Source organism: Sporofaciens sp. JLR.KK001 (assembly GCF_036941055.1).
Taxonomy (GTDB): domain Bacteria; phylum Bacillota; class Clostridia; order Lachnospirales; family Lachnospiraceae; genus Sporofaciens.
Map to the genome: position 1 here is coordinate 1,161,299 of NZ_JAYMNO010000001.1, position 25,176 is coordinate 1,186,474.

General features: G+C 45.2%; 29 protein-coding genes and 5 pseudogenes. 19 read left to right on the forward strand and 15 right to left on the reverse strand.

The genetic code is table 11. The annotated features are described in order from the left end of the window. Positions 1–382 precede the first annotated feature (382 nt). Positions 383–1,306, forward strand: coding sequence for a helix-turn-helix domain-containing protein (locus VSQ62_RS06330; protein WP_334633827.1), 924 nt, complete (start codon positions 383–385; stop codon positions 1,304–1,306). Positions 1,307–1,411: 105 nt separating this feature from the next. On the opposite strand, the pseudogene VSQ62_RS06335 reads toward VSQ62_RS06330, so the two are convergent. The 4 genes and pseudogenes from VSQ62_RS06335 to VSQ62_RS06350 all read right to left on the reverse strand — a co-directional run. Next, positions 1,412–1,831: pseudogene (locus tag VSQ62_RS06335) on the reverse strand (helix-turn-helix domain-containing protein); the annotation flags it as partial. A 196-nt stretch (positions 1,832–2,027) separates the two neighbouring features. Beyond that, positions 2,028–2,342 (reverse strand): DUF6618 family protein, encoded by a 315-nt coding sequence (locus tag VSQ62_RS06340; protein ID WP_016217795.1) that lies wholly within the window; start codon positions 2,340–2,342, stop codon positions 2,028–2,030. 12 nt (positions 2,343–2,354) lie between these two features. Then, positions 2,355–3,161: an ExeA family protein gene (locus VSQ62_RS06345; RefSeq protein ID WP_120397164.1), complete on the reverse strand. Its 807-nt coding sequence runs from the start codon at positions 3,159–3,161 to the stop codon at positions 2,355–2,357. Continuing rightward, a pseudogene (locus tag VSQ62_RS06350) lies at positions 3,161–3,466 on the reverse strand (Mu transposase C-terminal domain-containing protein); the annotation flags it as partial. The pseudogene VSQ62_RS06350 and the gene VSQ62_RS06345, both read right to left, overlap by 1 nt. Before the next feature lie 39 nt (positions 3,467–3,505). On the opposite strand from VSQ62_RS06350, the gene VSQ62_RS06355 reads away from it, so the two are divergent. After that, complete coding sequence (locus VSQ62_RS06355; RefSeq protein WP_502957717.1) at positions 3,506–3,742, forward strand: transposase domain-containing protein; 237 nt, start codon at positions 3,506–3,508, stop codon at positions 3,740–3,742. A gap of 358 nt (positions 3,743–4,100) precedes the next feature. Here the strand turns inward: VSQ62_RS06355 and VSQ62_RS06360 are convergent, their stop codons facing one another. The 3 genes from VSQ62_RS06360 to VSQ62_RS06370 form a co-directional block, all read right to left on the reverse strand. Continuing rightward, entirely contained in the window at positions 4,101–4,367 is a 267-nt protein-coding gene (locus VSQ62_RS06360) for a type II toxin-antitoxin system RelE/ParE family toxin (protein WP_300869963.1), read from the reverse strand. Continuing rightward, positions 4,367–4,627, reverse strand: a complete 261-nt coding sequence (locus tag VSQ62_RS06365) for an AbrB/MazE/SpoVT family DNA-binding domain-containing protein (RefSeq protein ID WP_172498027.1) — start codon at positions 4,625–4,627, stop codon at positions 4,367–4,369. The genes VSQ62_RS06360 and VSQ62_RS06365 overlap by 1 nt, the downstream gene beginning before the upstream one ends. A gap of 291 nt (positions 4,628–4,918) precedes the next feature. Beyond that, positions 4,919–5,134, reverse strand: a complete 216-nt coding sequence (locus VSQ62_RS06370; protein WP_502957718.1) for a hypothetical protein — start codon at positions 5,132–5,134, stop codon at positions 4,919–4,921. On the opposite strand from VSQ62_RS06370, the gene VSQ62_RS06375 reads away from it, so the two are divergent. The 3 genes from VSQ62_RS06375 (at position 5,112) to VSQ62_RS06385 (ending at position 6,721) form a co-directional block, all read left to right on the forward strand. Next, entirely contained in the window at positions 5,112–5,342 is a 231-nt protein-coding gene (locus tag VSQ62_RS06375) for a transposase domain-containing protein (protein ID WP_502957719.1), read from the forward strand. The genes VSQ62_RS06370 and VSQ62_RS06375 overlap by 23 nt on opposite strands. 324 nt (positions 5,343–5,666) lie before the next feature. After that, positions 5,667–6,131, forward strand: a complete 465-nt coding sequence (locus tag VSQ62_RS06380) for a hypothetical protein (protein ID WP_334633829.1) — start codon at positions 5,667–5,669, stop codon at positions 6,129–6,131. 113 nt (positions 6,132–6,244) lie between these two features. Beyond that, positions 6,245–6,721, forward strand: coding sequence for a hypothetical protein (locus tag VSQ62_RS06385; protein WP_334633830.1), 477 nt, complete (start codon positions 6,245–6,247; stop codon positions 6,719–6,721). Between the two features lie 217 nt (positions 6,722–6,938). On the opposite strand, the gene VSQ62_RS06390 is transcribed toward VSQ62_RS06385, so the two are convergent. Together VSQ62_RS06390 and VSQ62_RS06395 are read right to left on the reverse strand one after the other, a co-directional pair. After that, on the reverse strand, positions 6,939–7,127 hold the full coding sequence (locus VSQ62_RS06390) for a DUF4368 domain-containing protein (protein WP_334637585.1): 189 nt from the start codon (positions 7,125–7,127) through the stop codon (positions 6,939–6,941). Beyond that, complete coding sequence (locus tag VSQ62_RS06395; RefSeq protein WP_334637780.1) at positions 7,103–7,399, reverse strand: hypothetical protein; 297 nt, start codon at positions 7,397–7,399, stop codon at positions 7,103–7,105. Before VSQ62_RS06395 ends, VSQ62_RS06390 begins: the two co-directional genes overlap by 25 nt. Here VSQ62_RS06395 and VSQ62_RS06400 point away from each other — a divergent pair. From VSQ62_RS06400 to VSQ62_RS06415, 4 genes are all read left to right on the forward strand, one after another. Further along, positions 7,380–7,616 (forward strand): hypothetical protein, encoded by a 237-nt coding sequence (locus tag VSQ62_RS06400; protein WP_334637587.1) that lies wholly within the window; start codon positions 7,380–7,382, stop codon positions 7,614–7,616. The genes VSQ62_RS06395 and VSQ62_RS06400 overlap by 20 nt on opposite strands. A 452-nt stretch (positions 7,617–8,068) precedes the next feature. After that, entirely contained in the window at positions 8,069–8,386 is a 318-nt protein-coding gene (locus VSQ62_RS06405) for a GmrSD restriction endonuclease domain-containing protein (protein ID WP_334633831.1), read from the forward strand. A 320-nt stretch (positions 8,387–8,706) separates the two neighbouring features. Next, a complete protein-coding gene (locus VSQ62_RS06410) occupies positions 8,707–9,123 on the forward strand; it encodes a BrnT family toxin (protein WP_334633833.1) in 417 nt (138 codons plus the stop codon). Then, positions 9,110–9,304: a hypothetical protein gene (locus tag VSQ62_RS06415; RefSeq protein ID WP_334633835.1), complete on the forward strand. Its 195-nt coding sequence runs from the start codon at positions 9,110–9,112 to the stop codon at positions 9,302–9,304. The genes VSQ62_RS06410 and VSQ62_RS06415 overlap by 14 nt, the downstream gene beginning before the upstream one ends. 195 nt (positions 9,305–9,499) lie before the next feature. On the opposite strand, the gene VSQ62_RS06420 is transcribed toward VSQ62_RS06415, so the two are convergent. From VSQ62_RS06420 to VSQ62_RS06435, 4 genes are all read right to left on the reverse strand, one after another. Next, complete coding sequence (locus tag VSQ62_RS06420) at positions 9,500–10,171, reverse strand: DUF4368 domain-containing protein (protein WP_502957810.1); 672 nt, start codon at positions 10,169–10,171, stop codon at positions 9,500–9,502. 220 nt (positions 10,172–10,391) lie between these two features. After that, positions 10,392–11,534: an IS66 family transposase gene (gene tnpC / locus VSQ62_RS06425; RefSeq protein WP_334633837.1), complete on the reverse strand. Its 1,143-nt coding sequence runs from the start codon at positions 11,532–11,534 to the stop codon at positions 10,392–10,394. Between the two features lie 173 nt (positions 11,535–11,707). Further along, positions 11,708–12,061, reverse strand: a complete 354-nt coding sequence (gene tnpB / locus VSQ62_RS06430; RefSeq protein WP_334633838.1) for an IS66 family insertion sequence element accessory protein TnpB — start codon at positions 12,059–12,061, stop codon at positions 11,708–11,710. After that, complete coding sequence (locus tag VSQ62_RS06435; protein WP_334633841.1) at positions 12,055–12,192, reverse strand: hypothetical protein; 138 nt, start codon at positions 12,190–12,192, stop codon at positions 12,055–12,057. Before VSQ62_RS06435 ends, tnpB begins: the two co-directional genes overlap by 7 nt. Before the next feature lie 176 nt (positions 12,193–12,368). Between VSQ62_RS06435 and VSQ62_RS06440 the strand changes: the two are divergent. From VSQ62_RS06440 to VSQ62_RS06465, 6 genes and pseudogenes are all read left to right on the forward strand, one after another. Next, positions 12,369–12,695 (forward strand): annotated as a pseudogene (locus VSQ62_RS06440) (sensor histidine kinase); the annotation flags it as partial. A 208-nt stretch (positions 12,696–12,903) separates the two neighbouring features. Next, positions 12,904–15,279, forward strand: coding sequence for an ABC transporter permease (locus VSQ62_RS06445; RefSeq protein ID WP_334633843.1), 2,376 nt, complete (start codon positions 12,904–12,906; stop codon positions 15,277–15,279). A gap of 183 nt (positions 15,280–15,462) precedes the next feature. Then, positions 15,463–16,128, forward strand: a pseudogene (locus VSQ62_RS06450) (ABC transporter ATP-binding protein). Positions 16,129–16,142: 14 nt separating this feature from the next. Continuing rightward, positions 16,143–18,521: an ABC transporter permease gene (locus tag VSQ62_RS06455; protein ID WP_334633844.1), complete on the forward strand. Its 2,379-nt coding sequence runs from the start codon at positions 16,143–16,145 to the stop codon at positions 18,519–18,521. Positions 18,522–18,547: 26 nt separating this feature from the next. Continuing rightward, positions 18,548–18,685, forward strand: a complete 138-nt coding sequence (locus VSQ62_RS06460; RefSeq protein WP_334637782.1) for a hypothetical protein — start codon at positions 18,548–18,550, stop codon at positions 18,683–18,685. Further along, positions 18,657–18,845 (forward strand): annotated as a pseudogene (locus VSQ62_RS06465) (class I SAM-dependent methyltransferase); the annotation flags it as partial. The gene VSQ62_RS06460 and the pseudogene VSQ62_RS06465, both read left to right, overlap by 29 nt. Before the next feature lie 245 nt (positions 18,846–19,090). Here VSQ62_RS06465 and VSQ62_RS06470 read toward each other — a convergent pair. Both VSQ62_RS06470 and VSQ62_RS06475 read right to left on the reverse strand, forming a co-directional pair. After that, on the reverse strand, positions 19,091–19,435 hold the full coding sequence (locus VSQ62_RS06470; protein ID WP_334633845.1) for a helix-turn-helix transcriptional regulator: 345 nt from the start codon (positions 19,433–19,435) through the stop codon (positions 19,091–19,093). Between the two features lie 99 nt (positions 19,436–19,534). Further along, positions 19,535–20,944, reverse strand: a complete 1,410-nt coding sequence (locus tag VSQ62_RS06475) for an aminotransferase-like domain-containing protein (RefSeq protein ID WP_069431953.1) — start codon at positions 20,942–20,944, stop codon at positions 19,535–19,537. A gap of 113 nt (positions 20,945–21,057) precedes the next feature. Here VSQ62_RS06475 and VSQ62_RS06480 point away from each other — a divergent pair, with 113 nt between their 5' ends. Genes VSQ62_RS06480 through VSQ62_RS06495 form a run of 4 tightly spaced genes read left to right on the forward strand, consistent with a single transcriptional unit; the run spans position 21,058 to position 25,157 of the window. Continuing rightward, positions 21,058–21,552, forward strand: coding sequence for an Lrp/AsnC family transcriptional regulator (locus tag VSQ62_RS06480; RefSeq protein ID WP_016220513.1), 495 nt, complete (start codon positions 21,058–21,060; stop codon positions 21,550–21,552). Then, positions 21,549–22,712 carry a pyridoxal phosphate-dependent aminotransferase gene (locus VSQ62_RS06485; protein WP_016220512.1) on the forward strand — a complete coding sequence of 388 codons (1,164 nt, stop codon included), beginning with the start codon at positions 21,549–21,551 and terminating at the stop codon, positions 22,710–22,712. The genes VSQ62_RS06480 and VSQ62_RS06485 overlap by 4 nt, the downstream gene beginning before the upstream one ends. Positions 22,713–22,725: 13 nt before the next feature. Next, positions 22,726–23,823, forward strand: coding sequence for a histidinol-phosphate transaminase (hisC, locus tag VSQ62_RS06490; protein WP_334633846.1), 1,098 nt, complete (start codon positions 22,726–22,728; stop codon positions 23,821–23,823). Beyond that, positions 23,820–25,157, forward strand: coding sequence for an MATE family efflux transporter (locus tag VSQ62_RS06495; RefSeq protein WP_129175452.1), 1,338 nt, complete (start codon positions 23,820–23,822; stop codon positions 25,155–25,157). The genes hisC and VSQ62_RS06495 overlap by 4 nt, the downstream gene beginning before the upstream one ends. The last annotated feature ends 19 nt before the right edge of the window (positions 25,158–25,176 follow it).

Here is a 25,176-nt window from a genome sequence, read left to right on the forward strand (position 1 = left end):
GAGTATTGTACTTTGTGAAACGAAATCCAAACTTTTTCCGGCAAGAATCCCCAATTATCAAGCTGTTTTCAGAAAAGTTTGGATTTTATATAAGTTTGGATTTTAGGCCGGATGAACAATATCCGAAACCGGGCAGAGGAAATCATAAACAGCGAGTTGATTTATATTTATGTGAAACAGATGCCGTCTGCAGGAATGATGATGATCTGACACTATGTCTGGTAAAAGAATTGTGAATCGTATCACAACCCACGTCAGTTTGTTTATGACTATACAAATTTTGCGATACTGTTCACAAAATAAGACATTACCTTCTTTTTTGTTTTTAACTATAATCTAATCCAGAAGCTTCTAAAATACAAAAATTTCGAGGTGATGAAGTATGAATCAAACTATATTTTGTGAGAATTTAAAAAAGTTCCGTTTGTCAAAAAATTTTACGCAGGAACAAGTAGCCAACAATCTGAATGTAAATGTACAGACTGTTTCGCGATGGGAATGCGGAACAACTTTACCGGACGTTTTGACTCTTCCTGAGTTAGCAAGGCTCTATGGAGTAACGGTAGATGATTTTTACAAAAAGAATTCCATTGCGTACAATAACTATGCACAACGTTTGGCCGCTGTCTATGAAAAAACACGAAAACCGGAAGATTTTATGCATTGTCTTTTGGAGTATAAAAAGCTTATGCATGACGGTGTACTTTCCATGGAAGATAAATGGAATTATGCCATCATTCATCAGTGGATGTTCGAATATTGTAAAGATACGGCGATGGAGTGGTATAATACTATTTTGAAAGAAGGTTCCGACTTTGATGAAAATTTATTCTACAGAGCCTGTGCCTGCCGTATTTCTTTCCTTTTTGCAGTGGGGAAAGGGGAGGAAGCTGTCCGCCAGCAAAAAGTAAGGGCAGAATCAGAGCCGGAGAATCCCAAAGAAATGGATTTATTGATTGTGTCATATATTTATGCGGATAAAATAGAGGAAGCTTACAAATGCTTTTTAAAGGCCGTAGAAAAATTTCCGGATGCTTGGGAGTTATATATCCATGGCGGAGAAGTTTGTGGGAAACTTGAAAAATATGATGAGGCAATCCAATATTTTGATAGAGCCGGTGCAATAGGAACACCTTTTTATGATGAGTTATATTGTAAGGCGATGTTATATGAAAAAATAGGGAAGGACAAGGATGCATATAAGCTGTATCAGGAAATTGCTGAGAAACTTCGTAAAAATGGCTTTGATGTTGAAGCAGACATGGCTGAAGAAAGTGCAAAAAGGCTGGATATGAAGAAAGACTAAAATATTGGCAACTACCAGTATATCAAGCCACATTCCCAACTAAATACCGCCAGCACGAAACCGCTGCTACATGGAAACATACACAACCATGCAACAGCGGTTTTTTTATTTCCGTTTCTTTCTCTGGCCAACATAGCTTTTGAAGTATTTGGACTTTTCAAGGATATGTACAAGTTGCCGGAACTCCACATCAGACAGCTTGTTATAATTGATACCCAGCCGCTTACAGTAAAGCGCAGCCTGTTTTTCAAGAGGGCTTCCCTTGAAAGTTGCAACATCCTCTAAATCCTGCTTTAGTTCTTCGGCAATGGTAGTCGGCGGCGCACTCTCACTGTCAGATTTGTGTGCGGCACGAATATCCCGGACGATTGCGCTTATATCATCCTGTATCATGTGGCTGAAATATTCGTCATCCTCAATGTGTGCAGCCTGTAAAATCCGGAGATACGGGTCATCTTCTCCGGGGCGGTAGCGTTCTATAATTTCATGCCGGACAGTATCGACAAGGGAGTTGAGGTTCTGAATTGTTGGACGGCGAATTGAGGGAGACATAAACGGCAAATTATTTTTCCAACCTTTTTCGCATTGACTGCGCAGTGCTGTCTACAAATGTATAATACCGCCAAAAATGCAGCACGCTGTTGGTATAGCTTTTCTTTCGAAATCGAAAGGCCATGAATCCCATTATGAGATCCATAGCCACATGATGTAGTTGGATTTTTTATTGTTTGTCAGCCAGAGTCGGCAGATAAGCCAAACCGGCAGCAACAGTTACGGCATCTACCTTCCGCATTAGATTGCTGATCCGCCCCTCATTCCAGAAAATATCAGAAAAATCGGATAGTTCACATCCCACATCATGGTTCGGGATGCACAGGTAGTTTCCGTATTTATGCACTCCGGCCAGGATGTGGAAGTATGTCCCCCGTCCATTCATCTCAGCTTCATACCATCCAGGCCGCCATCGCAGCAGGATAATCTCCCCTGTCCAGGTTTCTATGCGGGAACCATCCCTGAAAAAACATCTGTATTCCAAAAACAACACCCCCTATCCAAGATTCTGGCTGCTGACGGAGGCAAGTATGACTTCCGTGTCAATTGCTTTCTTCTCCATCTGTGCGCCAAGGGTAAGGGCATTTGTCATCAGGTTATCCACCAGACGCGGATTCCCCTGGGAATGGCTGTGGACAGCGGAAAGGGCGGCCTGCTCTATGATGGAGGCAGAGCCTCCCGCACAGGAGATCTTGTGGAGTACATACTGCGCCACTTCTGAATCTGTGAGCCCGGTAAAGTTGTAATGCACGGTGATCCTCTGGCGCAGGGCTTCGTGGACAGGCTTGCGCAGGGTATTGTTCAGGTGCGGTTCCCCGCACAGGATGAGCGTAAAGCAGTTCAGGGAGTCATAGCCGTAGTTCATGAGCATCTTAATGTCCTCCAGGATGCCTGTGGAGAGGTACTGGGCCTCGTCAACGGCCAGAAGAAGGGGCTGCTTCTTTTCCCGGTAAAGGTAGAGGATCTGCTCCTGTATGGCCCGGAACATCCCGGGTTTGCCGCCTCTAGGCTCTACTCCCAGTACAGAGCAGAGCTGGCGGTAGAACTCCATGACGCTTACGGTGGAAAGACAGATGTACTCCATATGGTAAAGGTTCGGGTTGAGCCCCTTTGCAAAACAGCGGAGTCCAAAAGACTTCCCCATGCCCGGGCGTGCCGTGAACAGACCAATGCCCCTGGTATCCTTGAGGTAATCCAGCCGGGAGAGCATCTCAGAGATGTCCCTGGAAAGGAAACGGTCTTTTTCCCGGGCCATCTGTTTGTCAAAAGGATTGAAAGACAATCCATAGTAAGAACGGAACATCAACAGCCACCCCCTAACTTTGAGTAGTCGATGCCAGGTGTATTGTTGCGCTTCGTCCTGCAGTTCTCATTCTTATCCGTAGGGCGGATGGGATAATGCACCCCTTCGTAAAGGATGAAGGCGGAGGACATGTCATCCGGGAGGAAGCGGATCTCCACTTTTGATGAGATAAACTGCATAGGGACGTCATAGGATACCTTGTCGATGGAGACGGTAGAATCCTTATTCACTTTCCTTGTAATGCGGTTCAGGAAACATTCCTCCAGCCATTCCCTGGACGCAGGTGTCCGTATGGAAGCGCGGGTCATGCGACCGGGAGAAAGAACTTCCTTTTCCACGATATCGTGAATGGAGCGAGATCGAGCGCCATCATCTACAGCCTGGTAGAAACGGCAAAAGCGAACAACCTAAACGTGTTCCAATACCTTTACACACTGTTGCTTTACATGCCGGACTATAGACAGGAGTCCGCAGGTGTGGAAGCAATGATGCCGTGGAACGACTTTATAAAGGAACGATGTTCCAAGGTGATGGACACGGAAACAGAAACACCGGAGAACCGGGGGCAGATACCGTTCTGATAGCTGCCCCTTATTTGTGATGAAAAAATAATCACTGATAAAAAGCTATATTCGTTTATAGTTCCAGGATTCTATGGAGCCTTTCCAGTTTTGAACTTATAATTCTTATATACTTCGGTTCATTAAGAACTTGATTATAAACAAATCTTGAATCACATCATTCACTTGTCAGTCAAAAAGATTATCCCACAGATTTTAGAATATGTAAAACCGGTAGGTTATTCATCGCTTACTTTGTTTCCGGGCTTGGGGAGGAAAGAGGCACGGGAGGGTTTGGGAGCACCGGGGAGTGATAAGGGAAAGTACAGAAAAAGGATGGAAAGCGGCACAACCCTTTCGGGAGGCGCCGCTTCTGCAATCAGAACTGTTTTAAAATGTCGTGATGGCCCACGTCCACCAGGATAATCATTTTGTCGCCCTCATAGTACCAGATAATGCGGATGTCCATGTTGACGCTGCACTCGAAAAGGTCCGTGGTGCCCTGGATCCGTTTGGTGCGCAGCGACGGGTGGGAGGGGTTCTGCGCCAGGAGTTCCAGTTTGTTTTTTAGCTGTTTCTTTTCCTGGGCGGTGAGCCCCTTGAAATGCTTCTGGAACCGTGGCGTGAAGGTAAATTCGTATGCCATCAGTCTGCCTCCAATTTATCAAACAGGGCGTCCACGCTGTCAAAGACGGGCTGTTCCCCGGAGGCCAGTTTCGCTTTTACACCGCTGATTTCCTCTTTCAGCTCATTCAGGTATTTTTTCGGATAGACGGCAACTGGCATGAGGCAGATGGAGCCGTCCTTTTCAAAGACATCCAGTTTGTCGCCTTCTGACAGGCCGAGTTTTACAATGATTTCCTTTGGGATTGTGATCTGTGCCTTTTGGCGGAGTTCCGCAAGCATAATATCAGCTCCTTTCCTGTGCCCGTAGTCTTGGGGCATATGGGTATTGGTGTATGGTTTTAAAGTGAGAAATTCCAACTTTCTTACTTTTAGTATATCCACTTTGCCGGGAATATGCAAGAGGGCAGAAACGTTTACAAATAAAATGCGGTTAGGAATTTCGGATTAAAAAGTGCTGGGGAATGAGAACACTGCCAGGCAAGGACAATTCTTGGTTTTTCGCCGGTATATGGATTGGGTATATCCGGGAGATTGACGGATAGAATAAAAAAGAGCGGCCGTGTGACCGCTTTACCTTTTGGTATTCAATTCCTTCATAATGCCGAGGATGTATTCAAATGACCGGGAATCCAACTGCCTTGCCTGTGCGATAAATTCCTTTAAGGCTTCCGGGTTGGCATTCCCTTCGTCAAAAAATTCCTGCGGCGTCACGCCCAGGTATTCGCAGATATAGAAAAAGGACGGCATGGAGGGAAGTGATTTTTTGGCGAGATCGAGCGCCATCATCTACAGCCTGGTAGAAACGGCAAAAGCGAACAACCTAAACGTGTTCCAATACCTTTACACACTGTTGCTTTACATGCCGGACTATAGACAGGAGCCCGCAGGTGTGGAAGCAATGATGCCGTGGAACGACTTTATAAAGGAACGATGTTCCAAGGTGATGGACACGGAAACAGAAACACCGGAGAACCGGGGGCAGATACCGTTCTGATAGCTGCCCCTTATTTGTGATGAAAAAATAATCACTGATAAAAAGCTATATTCGTTTATAGTTCCAGGATTCTATGGAGCCTTTCCAGTTTTGAACTTATAATTCTTATATACTTCGGTTCATTAAGAACTTGATTATAAACAAATCTTGAATCACATCATTCACTTGTCAGTCAAAAAGATTATCCCACAGATTTTAGAATATGTAAAACCGGTAGGTTATTCATCGCTTACCTTATGTTTTGTTGAAGTTCGGTTAGGAGTTTAGTATAATAAAAACAGTCAGAAAGAACCGGCTGAGAAATGTTTTTAGAGAGCAGATATTTTGCAGGAGATATTCTGTACGGGCAAGAAAGGTGGTGAGCGCCCATTGAAGGCAGATACGATTACAAAAGATTATATATCGGACACAAATGTGTTCGCAGATGTATTTAACTATTACATTTATGGTGGAGAGCAGGTAATTTCACCGGAACAGTTGGAGGAACGGGACCCTACAGAGATTGCACTTCCATATGGTGCGGATGGGGCAGTGGTTCCGGTTCAGAAATTCCGTGATGCGCAGAAGTTGTGTACAGTTATGACAGATGGGAAACTGGAATATGTCATTTTTGGCACAGAGGCTCAGGCAAAAATTCACAATGCGATGACGGTCAGAAACAATCTATACGACGCACTGGAATATGCCGGACAGGTTACGGAAGCTGCAAAATCCCATCGTAAGGAGTTGAAGAAAGAAAAAGAGGAAAGATTGGAGAAGAAATTTCTAATGAAGAGAAGAAAAGCCTGACTTCTGATGAATTCCTGAGCGGTTTTTGAGATGATGACAGGCTGATACCTTCAGTGACCGTAACAATTTATTTCGGGTCGGATGAATGGACGGGACCGAGAAGTTTATTTGATATGATGGAAGTGAAAGACCCGAGAATACTGGCATGCATGGACAACTATCATCTAAGGCTGATTGCACCGGCTCAGATGTCAGATGAAGAGATCATGAAATTTAGGTCTAGTCTTCGGGAGGTTCTTTTGTTTATTAAACACTCCAAAAATCCGGAGAATTTAAACTGGATACTTAAAGATAACGAACAGCGGTTTAGGGAAATGGAACGCAGAGCAGTAGATGTGATTGAGGTAATCACAAATACTGGATTAAAATATGAAGAAAGTGAGATGAAGATTGACGTGTGTGAAGCGATACAGAAAATGAGAGAAGAATCAGAGAGACAAGGGGAACTCAATGGAGAATTAAAAAAAGCACAGGAAGATGCCAGAAACTTTTACAACTTAGGAGTTGATATAGAGACTATAGCGAAAGGTGTAGGTTATGCTGTGGATGTTGTGAAAGGGTGGATAGGTTTATCGCCTGATATGCAGTAAATCTGCAAAAAGCAGTAACTCATGGAAAAATAATCCTTCGGTGTGCGACCGTGTCGAAGGTATAGCACACGGCTGTTAACCGTGGGGTTGTTGGTTCGAGCCCAACTCGGGGAGTTTGAAAAAGCCCGTAAACATCAAGGTTTACGGTGATAAGGAAGTAATTTTAGATTAGGCGGTATAGCCCCGATTATAAGGGCTGTACCGTCCTTGCGATTTCCTATGCACCTTGCCGTTTCGGTTGCGTGGCAGAAAGGAAATTGATTTCACCTACAAAATTGAAAACAATATCTACTTTCTGTACCCGTTTCCCGTCTACCTTGTCTGGCGCATGGACTATGATTTTTTTGATAAATTCATTGACGATTGCGGGGGTGAGTTCCTTTATCCCCACATACTTGCGGATAATCGCGGCGAAGCTGTCAAAATCGCTCTTGCTCTGTTCGTAGGTATAGACTTCCTGCTGTTTGCCTTGACCTTTTCTTCCAGTTCCCGCTGTTCTGCTTCATACTCTGCGGACAGCTTCAAAAACCTGTCATGGCTGATTGCGCCGCTTATGTCGTCCTCATAAATCCGCTTGAAAATACGGTCAAGTTCTACAATCCGTTTTTTAGCCTGTCTGGCAAATATGGGAAAATGGCTCAAACAGATTGACGAGTGGATGCGGAGACGAATCCGCATGGTATTTTGGAAACGCTGGAAAAGGGTGAAGACAAGATATCATAATCTGGAAAAGCTGGGAATCAGCCATTCAAACGCAGGGATACTGGCAAATTCAAGAAAAGGCTACTGGCGAATAGCCGGAAGCCCAATTCTAAATACCGCACTTTCTAACGAGCGATTGGAGAAGGACGGATTTCAATATTTCTTTTCTTACTACAAATCTGTTACAGCGTAAACTGAGGAACCGCCGTGTACCGGACGGTACGCACGGTGGTGTGAGAGGTCGGTAGGTGAATTAACCACCTACCTCCTACTCGATTTTAAAACTGCCGATAGAAGTGTGTTGTTTGTTTACTGGCAGCGTGCGGTTAAATACGGTACTGCGCAGTCAAATATTCAGAACATGTTAAAATAATTCGCTGTTAGTTCCGATTACAATTCGCCGTTCAACAATTTAGAAGGATTTCATTTTATTTATAATGCCGTACTTTCAAGAAGAGCTAATGTGGTAGATTCTCCTTACGCAAGTTCTGCTCGAAAATTAAGAAAATGTCAGACGAAAAAGAGCAGGTGGATAGATGTATAGAAGAATTAAAGGATAAATTAGATAAACAATATCCCTCATATATTGATTTTAAAAATAAATTTATTCAACTTAAGTATTCGAAATAAGGTACACCAGATAATATGAAAGTCAAATACATTATTAATAAGATGTATTGTTATTTTACGAATGGAAAAGAAGAAATCTTTCCAGATAATGGTAGCATTGAACATATACTTCTTGAAAGTTCTGGAGAAAGGGCATTAAACATCGGAAATTTAATTTTGTTAGAAATTAAATTGAATAATAATGCAGGTCAAGCCACTTACGCAGATAAGAGACAAAAGTATTATTTGGAATCTAATTATGATTGGGTTAAGAATTTTATTGATGAACATACATCTTGGACAGAAGAGGATGTTCTTGTAAGAGCAAAAAATATGACATATATATTATCATAAAATTCTTGAAAGGAATTAGAAAGAGGTTAAAAGGTGCGTTTAAAATTGAGTATGCGAACGCTCTCGTTGGTAGGCAGGCTGCTATTAATCGTGGTAATGTTGGTTCAAGTCTAACTCAAGGAGTTAGGGAGAGCCAGTAGATATCAATGTTTGCAGATTTTTACGTTATAGAGAGTGAGAAACAGAACTTAAAACAGGCATAATACTGTGAATCAGAATAGAGATAGAGAAAAATAGATTGAGAGAATTTAGAGGATATGATAATATATTTGTAAAGAAAATAAAATATTGCTTTGATTGAGTTTATAAGTGAGGTGAGAGTGATTAATCAAGAGGAATCAAGAACTGTTACATTTACACTGGGAGATATGATATTTGAATATGATGAACGAAAGAATGAGTATAATATTGAGCATCATGGTATATCTTTTAAACAGGCTGCCCGAGTGTTTTTTGATTATGATAGGATTGAACTGTATGATGAAGAGAATAGTGAAGTTGAAGATCGTTATGATACAATAGGGGATTTATCGGTGGGATACGCGAATATTTCTTCAGGAGGAACTGTAATCGGAAATATAGGTTCATTTATGGGAGAAATAAATGATATTATATTTGTTGTTTATACAGAGAGAGTGCAAATTGATGGGGATGAAGAAAAAACAGATGTTACGAGATTAATATCTGCCAGATTTGCAACAAATTTTGAAAGGGGGCTGTATTATGGTAAATACTAATGGAATGACGAAGGAAATGATTGAATCTCTTGCTTTTTCGGAGGATGAAAAGGCTTCTCTTGCGGAGGCAAGAAAGAGACCAGTTGTTTTTGATGAAGATTGTCCAGAGACAACTCCAGAGAGGGCTCTGAAATTCAGGCGTGTTAATCCGCCGAGAAGTCGCATAGAAAAAGGGGCGTAAAAATTCATATTTCTTCGGTGTGCGAACGCCCCCGTTGGTAGAGCACACGGCTGTTAACCGTGGGGTTGTTGGTCCGAGCCCAACTCGGGGAGTTTGAAAAGTCCTGTAAATATCAAGGTTTGTGGTGATAGGGAAGTAATTTTAGATTAGGCGGTATAGCCCCAATTACAAGGGCTGCACCGTCTTTTTGATTTCCTATGCGCCTTGCCGTTTCGGTTGCGTGGCAGAAAGGAAATTGATTTCCCCTACAAAGTTGAAAACAATATCCACTTTCTGTACCCGTTTCCCGTCCACTTTTTCCGGCGCATGGACTATGATTTTCTTGATAAATTCATTGACGATTGCGGGGGTGAGTTCCTTTATCCCCACATACTTGCGGATAATCGCAGCGAAGCTGTCAAAATCACTTTTGTTCTGTTCGTAGGTATCGATTTCCTGTTGGTCTGCCTTGACCTTTTCTTCCAGTTCCCGCTGTTCCGCTTCATACTCTGCGGACAGCTTCAAAAATCTGCCATGGCTGATTGCGCCGCTTATGTCGTCCTCATAAATCCGCTTGAAGATACGGTCAAGTTCCGCTATACGCTTCCTTGCCTGTCCGACTTCACGTTTCCTGCGCTTCATTTCCTTTTCCATTTCGGCAGAGCGTTGTGCGTACATCATTTCATGGAAAGCCATGATGTCATCAAAGAAAAGGGCAGTCACGTCAAATATCCTGCTCCATACGATTTGCTTCAACACTTCCTCGCGGATAAAATGAGCCGTACAGCTTCCCGTATTGCTCTTGTACTTTGCACAGCGGTAATGGTCTTGTGAACCGTTAAAACTTCTGCAAGTGGCGAAATGTAATTTACTCCGTAAGCGATGAATAACCTACCGGTTTTACATATTCTAAAATCTGTGGGATAATCTTTTTGACTGACAAGTGAATGATGTGATTCAAGATTTGTTTATAATCAAGTTTTTAATGAACCGAAGTATATAAGAATTATAAGTTCAAAACTGGAAAGGCTCCATAGAATCCTGGAACTATAAACGAATATAGCTTTTTATCAGTGATTATTTTTTCATCACAAATAAGGGGCAGCTATCAGAACGGTATCTGCCCCCGGTTCTCCGGTGTTTCTGTTTCCGTGTCCATCACCTTGGAACATCGTTCCTTTATAAAGTCGTTCCACGGCATCATTGCTTCCACACCTGCGGGCTCCTGTCTATAGTCCGGCATGTAAAGCAACAGTGTGTAAAGGTATTGGAACACGTTTAGGTTGTTCGCTTTTGCCGTTTCTACCAGGCTGTAGATGATGGCGCTCGATCTCGTTCCATTCACGGTATCGTGGAAAAGGAAGTTCTTTCTCCCGGTCGCATAGGATTTTGCGCATCGTTCCGCCCGGTTATTAGAGATCTCACATCTCCCATCCAGCAGGTAGTTGCCCAGAAGCTCCTTATGGTTAGCCGCATAGTTTACCGCTTTTTCCAACAGGCTTCCGCCCAGCGGCTCTACCGTTGCAAGCCAGGACCAGAAACTGTCCCAGACAGGGACTTCCAATTCCAGGCGTTTGTTCTTACGTTCTTCCGGAAACATGGCTTTTAGTGTCCGTTCTATACGAAAAAGTTTGTTGCAATAGCAAAGTCCGATCTCTGCCGGAATCCTCTTGTCCTCCTTTGCCTTTTCCGGGTCAGCCGCATCTTCCGGGATTTCTTCCGGTGAGTTGATGTCCAGCAGTTTTATTTTTTTTCGGCGGGCTGCCGGAACTGCTTCGAAAAAATACCTCCGGCAATGCGCAAGACAGCATACCAGGATCACATTCTCGACACTGTTGTATCCGGTATAGCCATCGCATTCCAGCAGTCCGCAGAACCCTTCCAGAAAGTTTTTCGCATAATTCCCTGCTCTCCCGGGCTGATAATCATAAAGGATGATGGGCGGGAGGCCATCATTTCCTGTGAGATAGATCCACATATATGAGGTGGAAGTCGCCGTCCGCCCCTCCTCATGGAGAACCTGACAGACAGTTTCATCCGCATGGAGGAGGTCACGCTTGACAAGATATTCATGGAGCCGGTCATAAACAGGCTCAAAATATGTCAGCGCGCATTTGATACACCAGTTAGAAGTCGTTTCCCTGGCAAGCGGGGCTCCCATTTGGAGCCAGTCCATTTCCTGGCGGTAGAAGGGAACCGCATACGTCTGTCGGCATTTTGACGAACTCCTGATGTGTGGATAACTTCCCAAAATGCAGACTTATCCACCATCTGCCAGGATCGTTATCCACAGAAAACCTCCAGCAGGCGACTGTTTGTTGATAAGTTTCCGGAAAATCTGCGGTCCTGTGGACAGCGCTTCTTTTTCCGGCTCTGAAGGGCCTGGAAAAGATTTTTAAATTCTCTCTTTTTCACAAATGCGGCTTAGAAATCCCGTTTTCCTGATGGACGCAAGGCCCTGGGCTGGTCGATCGAGAGCCCTTCCATGAGCCAACGGTATTCCTGTCTGGTAAGCATCTTTGCTTCGGATGCGCAGCGCGGCCATTGAAAACGCCCGGAATCCAGCCTCATATAAAGCAGAACAAAACCGTTTTTATCATGATACAGTGCTTTGAGCCGGTCTGTCTTCCTGCCGCAGAAAAGATACAGTGTGTTTGCGTAAGGGTCCATCTGGTAAATATCCCGGATTATCGCCAGGAGGCCATTGATGGAAAGCCTCATATCTGTACGCCCTGTTATAAGGCAGAGCTTTGATACTCCGGAAATATCGCCTAACACAGGCTGCGCAGCGCAAGAAGGGTATTTTCATGCTGTTCACACCAGATTTTGACTTTCAAGCTGCTAGTCTTACAATCCTTGATCAGATCAAACCATTCTTGATCTGTACGTTTGATACGTTTCTGAGCCATGAAAGCTCACCTCTTCCTAATCTATTTGGAGTAAGCGTGCATAGAGCAATCGAATGATTTGATAGTCAACATGCCCTGAATACAAAAACCGGGAAATGGGGAGATGCTTCTCCAGTTAAAGAGATTATCGCACAGATTTCGGGACTTGTAAAAACGCTAGATTATTCATCGCTTACAGCAAATGGACATCCGAAGCCCTTTTTAACCTGTTGGACAATGCGGTGAAGTACACCCCGGCAGGCGGGAAAATCGCTGTGTCGGTGGTACTGTGGGAAATGTATGTGGAGATCAAAGTGGCCGACACCGGCAAGGGCATTTCCGAAAGCAATCAGGCCGCCATTTTCCGGCGCTTCTATCGTGAGGAAGAAGTACACGAACAACAGGGCGTGGGCATTGGCCTGTATCTGGCCCGCAAGATCATAACGCGGCAGGGCGGCTATATCAGAGTAGTTTCGGAGCCGGGCAGGGGTTCGGAATTTTCCATTATGCTGCCGACAAAATAGAACGCGGCGGACGGCCATTCCCGGCTGCCCGCCGTAAATTTTTTCGCAGTAGTGTGCCGATAAAGCTGCCAGTGGCAGGTTTTCGGCTGAAATGTCCGAGCGTTGTAACATTTCACCCCGGTTTTCAATGAAATTTTTTGGCCGCTGTAACATTTCGCGGACATTTGGGTTTTACAATAGCCTTATCAAATATGGAGGTGATACGCCTATGACATGGCCTTTTGAAAATGATACAAGCGCCATTACAAAAAAGTTGGCAAAACGAAACTTAAAAGCAGATAAAAGTAGAAACATCCTCATTATCATTACGATTGCCTTAGCTACCTGTTTGATAATGACAACGGCCTTGTATTTTTTTGCTTCGCAGCGAAAATCATTAAATGATGCGGCTGGGCGTTATCAGGCAATTATCAATGAAGTCGATAATGATACCATTACGAAATTAGTAAATGACGATAGGATTCAAGTGGGTGTAAGTCATTTGTTGGGTTTAGTATCTTATGGGGACTACAAATTAACCGTTCGTTCAATGGACGAAACGCTGATGAAATTAGCAAAATATCCTGATTTAGAGGGAGAATTGCCCAAATCTACAAATGAAATTGCTATCACAAAGGCGTTTCTTGATAGAGCTGGATTGTCCAAATCCATAGGCGATACTATATTGTTAAATCTGGGAGATGGAGAAAAAGATTATACCTTATGTGGTATTTTGCCTGTCGAAAATTCAAATTATTCCGTATTCGTGTCGCAGTCCTATATTGAAAACAAGATCAGCGAACCGGCATACTCCGCTTATATCCGTTTGAATGAATCTGATGGTTGGTCTAAGGCCGCTATACAAGCTGAATTATCAACATTGTGCAGAAAATTGGAAATACAGCCGGAGCAAATGCAGTTTTCAACATATTATTTTTCTCTCATTGAACAGAGAAGCAGCCAATATATCGCTGTAATAGCATTTATCAGTCTTATTATCGCTTTGGCTTGTACCCTTGTTATTTACAGTCTGTTCTATGTGTCCATAGCCAGAAAAACAAAAGAATATGGGAAACTGCGGACAATAGGGGCAACTGGAAAACAGATGAAAAAAATCGTTTTTAGAGAGGGATTCCATCTTTCCAGAATTGGTATTCCGATTGGAATATTAGCCGGTGCAATAGCGGGGTATGTCCTTGTCCCACAAGGCTGGAACACTTTAATGGTATTTGTAATTGCCGCTGTCACAGCTCTGTTTGTGTATCTATGCGTTATGATTGCTGTAATTAAGCCAGCCAAAACTGCTGCTCATGTTACGCCTATTGAAGCAGTCCGTTATATGGCGGGCAATAATGATGTAATGTCCAACAGTACAAAAGTGTTGCATCGTTCTCTATCCGCGAAAAATTTAGCTTTCCTTAATTTTGCAAGGAACAGAAAGAAAACCGCTTTAACGATCCTGTCGTTAGGGGTATGTGGAATTTTGCTGATGGCAAGCTCTGCATATTTTAATTCCATTGATCCTTTAGCGATGGCGCGCAGGAGTTTTCCTTACGGAGAAATTCGCCTTGAATTAGGCGATTACGGGCCGCAGGCACATAACAGCGAACAATATTCAGAACTCCAAAAATCAAATCTGCTCACAGAAGATTTTAGAGAATCCATTTTGGACATAGATGGTGTGGAAGAAATAAAAGAATACCAGGGCACCGTTTTGAATGTTCGTATGCCAACGGGAGATATTGAACCGGTTGTTTCAGACGCATATATGCCAAGCTCTCAAAAATTGCTTGAAGAATATTTGATTGATGGTACAGCAGATTTGCAGGAACTACTCAATAATAATGGCATTATTATTGAAAATGGCCCACAGTGGAAAGAAACTTTTGGGTGGGATGCAGCGATTGGGGACGAACTTCTGATTGAAGTTGGCGGACAAACATTGGAAGTAAAAGTAATGGGAATTGTGGACGCTGATATCCCGTATGGCGGATATGATACGCTATTTATTCCTTTAGAAATGCTGTCAAAGATCGTTCCTGTTGAAAACCTCAATTATCAATTTATTGTAGATACAGATGACAGTAAATGGGCAGCTGCAAAAGATGAAATCCAAAAGATAATTCCACCGACTTCCAGCCTCTATGTCAGTACCTTGAATGATTGGGCAGAGGCATACAACGAAAAACTATTGAATTATCGTATGCCAGTTTACATTTTTGTTATGTTTATCGGGGTTTTTGGCATTATCAATCTGCTAAACACACTGATAACAAACATCTTGACACGGAAGCGAGAACTGGGTGTTTTGCAAGCGGTTGGTTTGAGCAGTAAGCAGTTTTCAAAAATGTTATTGACAGAGGGCTTGTTCTATACATTAGGGGTGCTGCTTCTTTCCATATCATGCGGAACTCTTATCGGATATCTTCTCTGCACCGTCTTTAGTGCAATGAGTATTTTTGGAAAAGTAAGCTATCATTTTCCGACAGTTGAAATGTTCAGTTATTTTATACTGATGCTTGCTGTCCAAATGCTTTTCTCGTATTTGGCAATCCGGCAGATAAAAAAACAATCTCTGGTAGATCAAATACGGGAATTGTCATAAAAATTTTCGCAGTAGTGTGCCGATAAAGCTGCCAGTGGCAGGTTTTCGGCTGAAATGTCCGAGCGTTGTAACATTTCACCCCGGTTTTCAATGAAATTTTTTGGCCGCTGTAACATTTCGCGGACATTTTGGTTTTACAATACCCTTATCAACAGGCAGAAAGCCTTGAAAGGAGCTTTGAATATGAGCGTTTTACAGACGATTGACCTGAAAAAGCATTATTGCGCAGAGCCGAACATTACCCGCGCCCTTGACGGTGTGAACTTCTCCGTAAATGACGGTGAATTTGTGGCCGTTGTGGGAACCTCCGGCAGCGGCAAATCCACCCTGCTTCACATGATGGGCGGGCTGGACACCCCTACTTCCGGCAATGTGATTGTCCGGGACAAAGAGCTGTCGAAAATGAACGACGAACAGCTCACCATCTTCCGCCGCCGTAACATCGGTTTTATCTTCTAGAACTATAACCTTGTTCCCATCCTGAATGTGTATGAGAACATTGTCCTGCCGGTGGAGCTGGACGGGGACACGGTGGATCAGAAGTTTTTGGACGAGATCGTTCACCTGCTGGGGCTGGAAGATAAACTGAAAAATATGCCAAACAATCTCTCCGGCGGCCAGCAGCAACGTGTGGCGATTGCCCGCGCCCTGATTACCAAACCGGCTATCGTGCTGGCCGACGAGCCGACCGGCAACCTTGACAGCAAGACCAGCGCCGAGGTGCTGGGGCTTATCAAACGCACCAGCGCGGAGTTCCGGCAAACTGTCGTGATGATTACCCACAACAATGACATTGCCCGCCTTGCAGATCGGATTGTCCGCATTGAGGATGGCAGGATTGTGGAATAAGGAGGTGGCAGGCTATGACATGGCCTTTTGAAAATGATACCAGCGCCATTACAAAGAAGCTGGCAAAGAAAAGTTTGCAAAGCGAGAAGCGCCGGAATCTGATGGTAGTGATCGCCGTTGCGCTGGCGGCATTTCTGATCTGCTTTACGGGAATTGTATCTACCTCCCTGACACAAATGCAGCGCAATCAGGTTGTCGATACTTATGAGGCGGTTTGGCTGGGCGTAGAGGAAAACGACATTGAAACCCTAAAAGGAGTGCCGGAGTTTGAGCGCGTAGGCGGCTACTATATGCTCGGTGAGGAACTTTCGGAACAGGGCTATCATGCGTCCTATGTGTATTGCGACGCGCAAATGATGGAGATTACCAAGGCACAGATGAAGTTGTTAGAGGGCCGGGTTCCTGAAAAAGCAAATGAAGTTGTCGTAAGCGAATACTTTCTTTCCACCTATGGAAACAATGCCAAGATCGGGGACACTGTGACCTTAGATACCGAGAGCTTTCATGGTGATTATGTCGTTACCGGCATTATGGACAGCGTAAATGAGAAAGAAGCGAATACCTGCGCTATCATTCTTTCCAAAGCTGCCCTGACAGAATGGAAAGGGTTTGACCCGGCTGGATATCGTGCCTATGTCCATTTCAAAAACAGCGAGCAGTTGGGCGAAGAACTGATGACCTCTTATTGCAGGGAGATTGCGGAGGAATATCAGCTTCCTATGCCCAAAATGAACAGCAAGTATTTTGTCTATGCTTCTAAATCCTTTGATTTTGCACTAATGGCTGGCGTGATTGCCATTGTTCTGATCGGCGGCTATATTGTGATCCAGAGTATCTTCCGTATCTCCATCAATGACAAAATCAGGAGCTACGGGCAGCTTCGGACGATTGGTGCAACGCCAAAGCAAATCAAGCGGATTGTAAAGCGGGAGGGACGCAAACTCGGCAGTATCGGAATTTTGATTGGTACAGTGCTGGGCGTATGCGCTGGTTTTCTCCTGTTTTCCAAGGGATTTAACGCTGTTTCCTATGTGATTATGATTTCCCTGACACTCATAAGCTGCTGGTTTATGGTGTCTATTTCCATCCGTAAGCCAGTAAAGATTGCGGCAGGAATTTCCCCTATTGAAGCCGTCCGTTTTACCCCGGTGCAAAAGGACATCCGCAGCCGGAAAAAGAATATCAAGCTCAATCCTGTTTCAATGGGAATTGCGAATTTTAAGCGTGACCGAAAAAAGACCGTTGCTATTGTAACCTCATTGAGTTTGGGCGGAATTATTCTGCTTGTGGTATCTTCCATTGTATTAACGCGCTCCCCGGAAGCGCAGGCAAGGTCTTATTTTCCAGATGGAGACTATAAAATTTATTTGGATTCCGGCGAGGTGTCAAAAGAAAAAATTATGGCAGCAGGAAATCCACTGAATGAGGAATTAAAGCAGGAAATACTGGCTATTGATGGCATCACAGATGTAATTGTAAAAAGACAAGCAGTTAATACAACTTTTAAGACGGACATCAATCAGACCTCTGGAAACTGTGATATGCTGACCGACCAGAATTATGCTAAGGTTGAGGCTGCATTGACGGAGGGAACGATGCCGACAGATTCTCATAGTATCGTAATTTCACGCTCGATTGTAGATTCTTATGAAGATATGGGAGTTGGTTCAACGGTCGAAATATCTTTCAGAGAGGGGCAGTCATCCGTTCCTGTTACTATATCAGGACTATTTGGAGCAGGCACATATACCGGGCATGGTAAATTACTTATTGATGGGGCTGTTGCATTTGCACCACATGATTTGTTCCGTGAACTACACCCTGAAATTACCTCTTTTGACTATTCATGGAGTATTGTAAGTGATCCGAAGAAAGCGGACTATGTGGAAAGTGAATTAAAAAATATTGTAGCCAGCCATAGCAACCTTGCTTTAGACGAAGTGAGTACGCTGATTGAAGTTAAAAAGGCGGAAGATAGGGCAGCATTCGGGAGTATGGAGGTGCTTTCATGGCTGGTATTCCTTTTTGGTGTTATCAACCTTATCAATACGACACTCTCTAACCAGATGTCCAGAAAGCAGGAAAACAGTGTTTTGCGTTCCATCGGTCTAACACAAAAACAGCTATGTAAAATGAACATCTGCGAGGGCTTGTGCTATGCGCTCTTTGCAACATTGGCGACGCTGATCGTTGGGCTTCCGGCTTCCATCTTTGCTTGCAGAAAAATGAGCATTGCCATTTTTGCCGGAAAAGTAGTGCCATATCAATTCCCGGTTTTGGAAATGGGCCTGTTCATTCTGGTGTTGTTCGGAATGGAGATAATCTTGTCTGTATGGACCATTCGCAGACAGAAAAAGCAATCCCTGATTGAACAAATGCGGGCTATGGAATAAGCGTATAAAATTTGGAGGAATTATCTATGGATAACGATAAAAGAAAATTAACAGAAAAAGAATTAAAACGTAAAAGTGACTTTGAAAAATTCAATTCTGAAATGCAGCAAAAAGGATATAAAACGAAAAATATAATTATCAATAGACGGACAATCTATCCTTGATGTTGGAACAGGGACAGGGGTTCTTCCCAGAAATATGTACCAGTATGGGGCGAAGTGGAGGGCTACCGATATTTCGGGAAATCAAATTGAACAAGCCAAAATCCTTTCAAAAGATATGGATATAGATTATTACGTTGTGCCAACAGAAGATATAAGTTTTTGCGTCAAAACATCTGCATTCGGGCGGTCAAATATCTGCCTTTTATGAAAAAGTTATCCTGACCTTTTTTGAGCAAAAGCCCATAGTTATCTGCTTTTCCGGAAATGGTCGGGATAATCAAAAAGTCGGGATAACTACGTTACCGTTTCTACGTCTATAAGGCGTTTCCGCCACAAAAAAATGCCCGCCAAATGCGGGCTGGAAGCGATAAAAGCACAAAAAATAGAGAACGCTTTTCACGTCCTCTACTCTTTGATTTTGATAACTCCGTCAATGGCTCCCTCGATAATCGGCAAATACGGTTCGGGACACAGCTTTAATTTGTGGCCGACCCTCTGGCGCTGTTCGCTGCCCTCTGGCTCTGCTTCCGGGTGGAAGTAGCGTTCTATGGGGAGCTTGCATATCCTCGCCAGCTCATAAAGTACCGGGACGCTGGGAAGATCGCCGCTGTTTTCTATATTTGCAAGATACCGGGGATCAATACTGACTTGTTCAGCCAATGCCCTGCGGGACAATCCCAATGCTTTCCGCGCTTCTTTGATGTCCGCTCCAAGCGTTTCAAAACCGGGATATTCTGTTCCTTTCGCCATATCATTTCACCCCTTTACATTGTATAGTTCATACTATGCGCGGGGAATGACGTAATATGCACTTTTATTACAGTTTATAATTCCTGTTGTCGTGTCAACTCAAATGATAAATTCCTCCCGCTGGATCACCGTCTGATTTTCCTTTATAAGCGTTTGAATAATCTGCAAACCGTTTTCCAGATCGGCCATTGTCCGGGGGGAGCAGGTAGCCAGCCGGATCGCGGCGAATTGGGCGGTATTCCCCACCGCAAAACGGTCTGAACACAATACCTTTACGCCGTGATTTTTTGCCTGCACTTCAAAGTTGTAGCCGTTGCAGCCTGCGGGGAGCGGAAGCCACCTAAAGAAGCTGTACGGATTCGTTGGCGGCTGTTCTGGAAAGTATCTGGTATACAGGCGGCCCCGTTCCTCTGACAGCATACACTTCTTGTCGATGATCTCCCGCGCGGCCCCGCCTGCAATCAGCTCACTTGCAATCTCCGCGTTGAGCAGCGGGATTTTCAGGTTAATGTTATTGGCCGTATTCAAAAAGGTTTTCTGGAAGCGGTGCGGAAACACCAGATAAGCGATCCGCAGCCCGGCAGACAGGGATTTTGAAATTCCGTGCAGGTAAATGGTGTGCGCGGGGATCATGGTTGCCATCGGCGGGATTTTATCGTCCGCGATAAAGCCGTAGGTATCATCTTCAATCAGAACCATGTCCTGACTGCTGATAATCTGGCTGATTGCTTTCCGGCGCTCTGACGGCATGGTGATCCCCGTGGGATTTGTGCAGGAGGGCATTAAATAAATCCCCTTTATTTCATGCAGCTTCCTCTGCTTTTCCAGCGCGTCCGGCAGCATACCCTGTCCGTCGGCCTCTATCGGTATCAACTGGATATTAAGCTGCTTTGCAAGAGTGATGAAATTGGAATAAGTATAGGTATCAGTGGCAATCTTATCTCCGGCCCGAAACAGGGAAAGAAGCGCAATCGCCAGCGCGTTTTGTGTACCGGACGTTAAAATAATATCCTCCATAGCGGCGTTGATCTGGAACTCGGCAAGCCATTTCTGCGCGACCTGTTTATGGTGGGCTGTCCCCAAGGTAAAGCTGAACTCAAATAGCTTTTCCGACTTCGGGCCTTGCAGGATTGCCCGTGCGGTATCGGCCACAATGGAATTGAACTGATAGTAGGGCTTGATGGGGCCAAGGTCTATGTACTCCGCTTCCTCCTGCGTGTCTGGATTCGGCAGGGCCGCATTGGGGGAAACATACGTCCCGCTTCCCACCGCCGCATAGATTAAGCCTTTTGTTTCGCACAGCTTAAAGGCGCGGGTGATGGTACTTAAATTCACGTCCAGAAAGTCCGCTAATTCCCGCTGCGGCGGCAGCTTTGTTTTGGGCGGAAGCCTCCCGCTTAAAATGTCCTGTTCCAAAAGCTCTGAAAGGGATATATACATCGGGAATTTTAACAGGGCCTTGCTCGGCTTCCATGTAAGCGGATAATCTTCAAACGAGTTTACAGGCATAGCGCACCTCCTTAAAAACATTGTCTTGCATACAATTCTACTGTTGAAACCGTACAAAGTCAATGCTATTGTTATAATTGTTATGATTATATGCAGCGCAAGGAGGTAAGAACATGGAACAAGTAATCAGGGAGCAGCTTCTTCACATGTTGGAGAACAATAGCAAACTGACAGAACATGAAATTGCAATTATGCTGGGGATTTCGGAAGAAGAAGTCCAAAGGGAAATAGCCGGTCTGGAAAAAGCGCATGTGATCTGTGGCTACCATACATTGATTGACTGGAACAAAGTCAATGATGATGATGTGACCGCTTTGGTAGAGCTGCGTGTTACGCCGCAGGGCGGCGAGGGCTATCAAAAGCTGGCAGAGAAAATCAATGCCTATCCGCAGGTAGTGACGCTGTACTTAATGTCCGGGGCTTACGATTTTCTTGTCATGGTAAAGGGGAAAACACTGAAAGAAATATCCCTTTTCGTGTCGGGAAAGCTGGCCTCCATTGAGGAAGTCCAGAGTACCACTACCCATTTCACGCTGACAAAATATAAGGAGCTGGGCGTGAGCTTTGAGGCAAAGCAGGCGGACGAAAGAATGGTGGTGACGCCATGAGGGAAAAGCTGTCACAAAAAGTATTGAACCTAAAATCTTCCGGCATACGGGCCTTTTTTGATATGGCGAACGAAATTCCCGACGTGATTTCCCTCGGCGTCGGGGAACCGGATTTTGATACCCCGTGGCATATCCGGGAGGCAGGCATACAGGCGTTGCAGTCCGGCAAAACCTTTTATACGTCCAATGCGGGGCTGCAAGAACTTCGGGCTGCAATCAGCAGCTACACCAAACGGAAAACCGGGCTTACTTACAATCCTGAAAACCAGATCATTGTCACGGTTGGCGGCAGCGAGGCCATTGACCTTGCGCTGCGGGCGCTGCTTAATGCAGGGGACGAAGTAATCTATCTGGAACCGGGCTTTGTTTCCTATTACCCCTGTATTAAGCTGGCTGACGGCGTTCCCGTCCCAATCCGCTTGACAGAGGAAAACCGGTTCCGTCTGAAGCCGGAGCAGTTGGAGGCGGCGGTTACACCCAAAAGCAAGGTGCTGATCCTGTCATACCCCAACAATCCGACCGGGGCCGTGATGGAAAAGGAGGATTTGGAAGCCCTGTTACCTGTCATTCAGAAACACGATTTGATTGTTATATCCGATGAAATATACGGGGAGCTTACCTATGGCGTGAAGCATTGTAGTATCGCCGGATTGCCCGGCATGGAACAACGAACCATAATTATCAACGGTTTTTCCAAGAGCTTTGCCATGACCGGCTGGCGGCTGGGGTACGCGCTGGGAAACCATGAGATTATCGAACAGATGGTAAAAATCCATCAGTTTGCGGTAATGTGTGCACCTACCATCAGCCAGTATGCGGCCATCGAAGCGATGGAACAGGGGGACGGGGATATAGAAGCCATGCGTGAATCCTACGACCAGAGAAGAAAATTCCTCTACCATGAGCTGCAAAGGCTGGGCCTGCCCTGTTTTGAACCGCAGGGAGCATTTTATATGTTCCCCAATATCCGGGAGTTTGGTTTATCCAGCGGCGAATTTGCGTTGAAGCTGCTGAAAGAGGAAAAGGTGGCGGTTGTCCCCGGCGATTCCTTTGGTGAGTGTGGGGAGGGCTTTGTACGGATTTCCTATGCGGCTTCCCTGCAAAACCTGAAAGAAGCCGTCAACCGGATTTTCCGGTTCCTGTCCCGGTACCGGACTTAGAAAGGGGCTGCTTATGAAAACGTGGGAAAAGAATATCCGCCAAGTGCTTCCCTACATACCGGGCGAACAGCCCAAACAGGCGGACATCATCAAACTGAATACGAATGAGAATCCCTACCCGCCCTCTCCCCGTGTGGCCGAAACACTGGAACAATTCCAGACAGGGGAACTCCGGCTATATCCCGACCCGGATTCTAATATTCTGGTGGAGGCCCTTGCGGATTTCTACCAGATTGACCGTAGCCGGATATTTGTAGGTGTCGGCTCTGACGATGTGCTGGCCGTATCATTTCTGACCTTTTTTAATTCCGGGAAACCTGTGCTGTTCCCGGATATTACCTATTCCTTTTATGACGTGTGGGCGCGGCTGTTTCAGATACCGTTTGAGCAGATTCCCTTAGACGGTGAATTTCAGATCAGGAAAAGTGATTATTTCCGGGAGAACGGAGGCGTAGTCTTTCCTAACCCCAACGCCCCCACAGGGATATTGATGGGCTTACCGGAGATAGAGGATATTATCAGCCACAATCAGGACGTGGTGGTGATCGTGGACGAGGCTTATATTGATTTCGGCGGCATATCCGCGTTCCCGCTGCTGGATAAATACGATAACCTGCTGATTATCCAGACCGTTTCAAAATCCCGCGCCCTTGCCGGCCTGCGTGTCGGCTATGCGTTTGGAAGCCCGCAGCTTATCAGCTACTTAAACGATGTCAGGAACTCCTTTAACTCTTATACCATGAACCGCCTGACGCAAACACTGGGCGCGGCGGCAGTCCGGGACAGGGAATACTTTGAGCGAACAAACGCCCTGATTATCGCAACCAGAGAGCGTATAAAGCGGGAATTGAAGCAGTTAGGCTTTTCCTTTCAGGATTCCAAAAGCAATTTTCTGTTCGTTACGCACTCGTCTGTAAAGGCCGGTGTGATTTACGAAAGCCTGCGGGCCGCTGGGATTTATGTGCGCCATTTTTCCAAGCCGGAGCGCATTTCCGATTACCTCCGTATTGCGGTGGGAACGGATCAGGAAATGGACTGTCTGCTGATAAAGCTAAAAGAGATATTACAACAACATGGTGACTTGCACGGAAACACAGGAGAATGTCAATGAAAGATTTAACACAGGGAAGCGAGCTGAAAACGATCTTTTACTTTTCCCTGCCGATTCTGGTAGGAAACTTATTTCAGCAGCTTTATAACGTGGCCGACAGCGTGATTGTCGGAAACTTTTTGGGGAAAGAAAGCCTTGCGGCGGTGGGATTCAGCTATCAGATCAATTTCCTGCTGATTGCGCTGTCCACGGGGATTTCTCTGGGCGCAAGCGTCCTGACCTCCCGTTACTTTGGAGCCAGAGATATGCGGCAGGTGAAAAAGGTGGTTGATACCGGCTTTCTGTTTTCAGCGGTTCTTTCCCTTGTCATAGCGGCAGCCGGTGCCTGCTTTTCCTATCAGATTTTAGTGCTGTTCCGGGTGCCTGAAAATCTGCTGACGATAGCAGATACTTACTTGAAGATTATATTTATCGGTGTGATCCCCACATTCGCATACAATTCCCTGACGAATATCCTTAGAGGCGTCGGGGATTCCAAGACACCGACTTATATTCTGATTGCGGCAACGCTTATCAATATCGTGCTGGATATTTTCTTCATTACCGCCCTGAAATGGGGTGTGGCCGGGGCTGCGGTTGCGACCGTGACCGCGCAGGCTTTTTCATTCATTACCTGTATGCTTTACATGCGGCGGCGTTACCCCGACCTGTTTATCCGACTTTGGGATTTACAGCTTGACCGCCACGAGTTGAAGAAAAGTCTGGTGATCGGAACGCCCGCCATGCTGCAACAGGTATTTGTAAGCGTTGGTTTTATGTCCATACAGTTTCTAATCAATGGCTTTGGAACCGATTGTATGGCTGCGTATGCTGCGGCCTCCAAGGTGGATTCCTTTGCGGAAATGCCCGCCCTGAATTTGGGGCAGGCCATGACGAACTTTACCGCGCAGAACTACGGGGCCGGGAAAATTGACCGGGTAATCAGGGGCGGCAAATCGGCGCTGGCTATGGGGGTGGGTATCTCAATCCTCATATCCATTGTCATATGCCTGTTCCCGTCCCTCTTTATTTCCCTGTTCAACCGTGATCCCGGCGTTGTCCAGATCGGGAACGGCTACCTGCGGACGGTATCGGTATTCTATCTGATTTTTGCAGCTATGCAGATTTTGAACGGTCTGCTGCTGGGATATGGGAAAGCACTGGTTCCCATGATTGCGTCAATCGGTTCCCTCTGTCTTTTACAGGTTCCCACGGCAATCCTGCTGTCTGGAACCGAATTGGCTTATCGCGGTATCTGGATTGCCGCACCCGTGGGCTGGCTGGGTGGTCTGCTGATCCGCTTCCTGTATTTCCGGCATATTGCAAGGAAACAGGCAGCTCTAAAGGAGGCATAAATTTTACACACAAGGAGGT

Coding starts and splice junctions, on each gene's coding strand:
- hisC (WP_334633846.1), top strand. CDS start 22,726: ATGAAAACGTGGGAAAAGAATATCCGCCAAGTGCTTCCCTACATACCG.
- VSQ62_RS06435 (WP_334633841.1), bottom strand. CDS start 12,192: ATGGCTCAGAAACGTATCAAACGTACAGATCAAGAATGGTTTGATCTG.
- VSQ62_RS06445 (WP_334633843.1), top strand. CDS start 12,904: ATGACATGGCCTTTTGAAAATGATACAAGCGCCATTACAAAAAAGTTG.
- VSQ62_RS06415 (WP_334633835.1), top strand. CDS start 9,110: ATGGTAAATACTAATGGAATGACGAAGGAAATGATTGAATCTCTTGCT.
- VSQ62_RS06330 (WP_334633827.1), top strand. CDS start 383: ATGAATCAAACTATATTTTGTGAGAATTTAAAAAAGTTCCGTTTGTCA.
- VSQ62_RS06485 (WP_016220512.1), top strand. CDS start 21,549: ATGAGGGAAAAGCTGTCACAAAAAGTATTGAACCTAAAATCTTCCGGC.
- VSQ62_RS06455 (WP_334633844.1), top strand. CDS start 16,143: ATGACATGGCCTTTTGAAAATGATACCAGCGCCATTACAAAGAAGCTG.
- VSQ62_RS06400 (WP_334637587.1), top strand. CDS start 7,380: ATGCGGAGACGAATCCGCATGGTATTTTGGAAACGCTGGAAAAGGGTG.
- VSQ62_RS06480 (WP_016220513.1), top strand. CDS start 21,058: ATGGAACAAGTAATCAGGGAGCAGCTTCTTCACATGTTGGAGAACAAT.
- VSQ62_RS06360 (WP_300869963.1), bottom strand. CDS start 4,367: ATGGCATACGAATTTACCTTCACGCCACGGTTCCAGAAGCATTTCAAG.
- VSQ62_RS06495 (WP_129175452.1), top strand. CDS start 23,820: ATGAAAGATTTAACACAGGGAAGCGAGCTGAAAACGATCTTTTACTTT.
- VSQ62_RS06460 (WP_334637782.1), top strand. CDS start 18,548: ATGGATAACGATAAAAGAAAATTAACAGAAAAAGAATTAAAACGTAAA.
- VSQ62_RS06345 (WP_120397164.1), bottom strand. CDS start 3,161: ATGTTCCGTTCTTACTATGGATTGTCTTTCAATCCTTTTGACAAACAG.
- VSQ62_RS06405 (WP_334633831.1), top strand. CDS start 8,069: ATGAAAGTCAAATACATTATTAATAAGATGTATTGTTATTTTACGAAT.
- VSQ62_RS06475 (WP_069431953.1), bottom strand. CDS start 20,944: ATGCCTGTAAACTCGTTTGAAGATTATCCGCTTACATGGAAGCCGAGC.
- VSQ62_RS06370 (WP_502957718.1), bottom strand. CDS start 5,134: ATGATGGCGCTCGATCTCGCCAAAAAATCACTTCCCTCCATGCCGTCC.
- VSQ62_RS06395 (WP_334637780.1), bottom strand. CDS start 7,399: ATGCGGATTCGTCTCCGCATCCACTCGTCAATCTGTTTGAGCCATTTT.
- VSQ62_RS06365 (WP_172498027.1), bottom strand. CDS start 4,627: ATGCTTGCGGAACTCCGCCAAAAGGCACAGATCACAATCCCAAAGGAA.
- VSQ62_RS06385 (WP_334633830.1), top strand. CDS start 6,245: ATGATGGAAGTGAAAGACCCGAGAATACTGGCATGCATGGACAACTAT.
- VSQ62_RS06470 (WP_334633845.1), bottom strand. CDS start 19,435: ATGGCGAAAGGAACAGAATATCCCGGTTTTGAAACGCTTGGAGCGGAC.